This window comes from Halorubrum rutilum, assembly GCF_042665015.1.
Classification (GTDB): domain Archaea; phylum Halobacteriota; class Halobacteria; order Halobacteriales; family Haloferacaceae; genus Halorubrum; species Halorubrum rutilum.
This window is the reverse complement of sequence record NZ_JBHTBL010000030.1, coordinates 1-519: the sequence shown is the minus strand read 5'-3', so window position 1 is coordinate 519 and position 519 is coordinate 1. Positions and strand designations below refer to the sequence as shown.

General features: G+C 60.5%; 1 protein-coding gene. It reads left to right on the top strand.

The annotated features are described in order from the left end of the window. A partial coding sequence (locus ACFQMF_RS15920; RefSeq protein WP_379792338.1) for an IS5 family transposase occupies nt 1–519 on the top strand: 519 nt, incomplete at both ends.

The following is a 519-nucleotide window of genomic DNA, read 5'->3' as shown; positions in this document are numbered from 1 at the left end:
CGAGTGCTGCTGCGCCAGTCGGCGCAGCTGCACGATCTCTCTGAACACGCGGCGATCGACGCCACGTTCTACGACCGCTCACCAGCCAGCCGCCACTACTGCCAGCGAATCAGCTACCGCGTTCAGAAGCTGAAAGTCACGAAACTCGTCGATACAGCGTCTCAAGCTGTTCTTGACGTCCACTGCTCAACGAACCGGGAAGGAAGTGACGCAGACCTCGCTGAGCAGATCGCCCGCCGGAACGCGGGCGATCTGCGGTCTCTCGCTGCGGACAAGGGCTACGACAAGCGAGCGCTCCGCGAATCCCTTCGTGACCTCGGGATTCGCCCGCTGATCAAACATCGCATCTTCGCCCCGTACGACCATGCGCACAACGCTAGAATCGACGATAATCGCTACAATCAGCGCTCTATGGCCGAAACCGTGAATTCGGCTGTGAAGCGCTCGCTCGGCTTCGCCGTGCGAGCGCGGTCATGGTTCCGTGAGTTCCGCGAAATCGCGCTGATGTGTGTCGTCTAT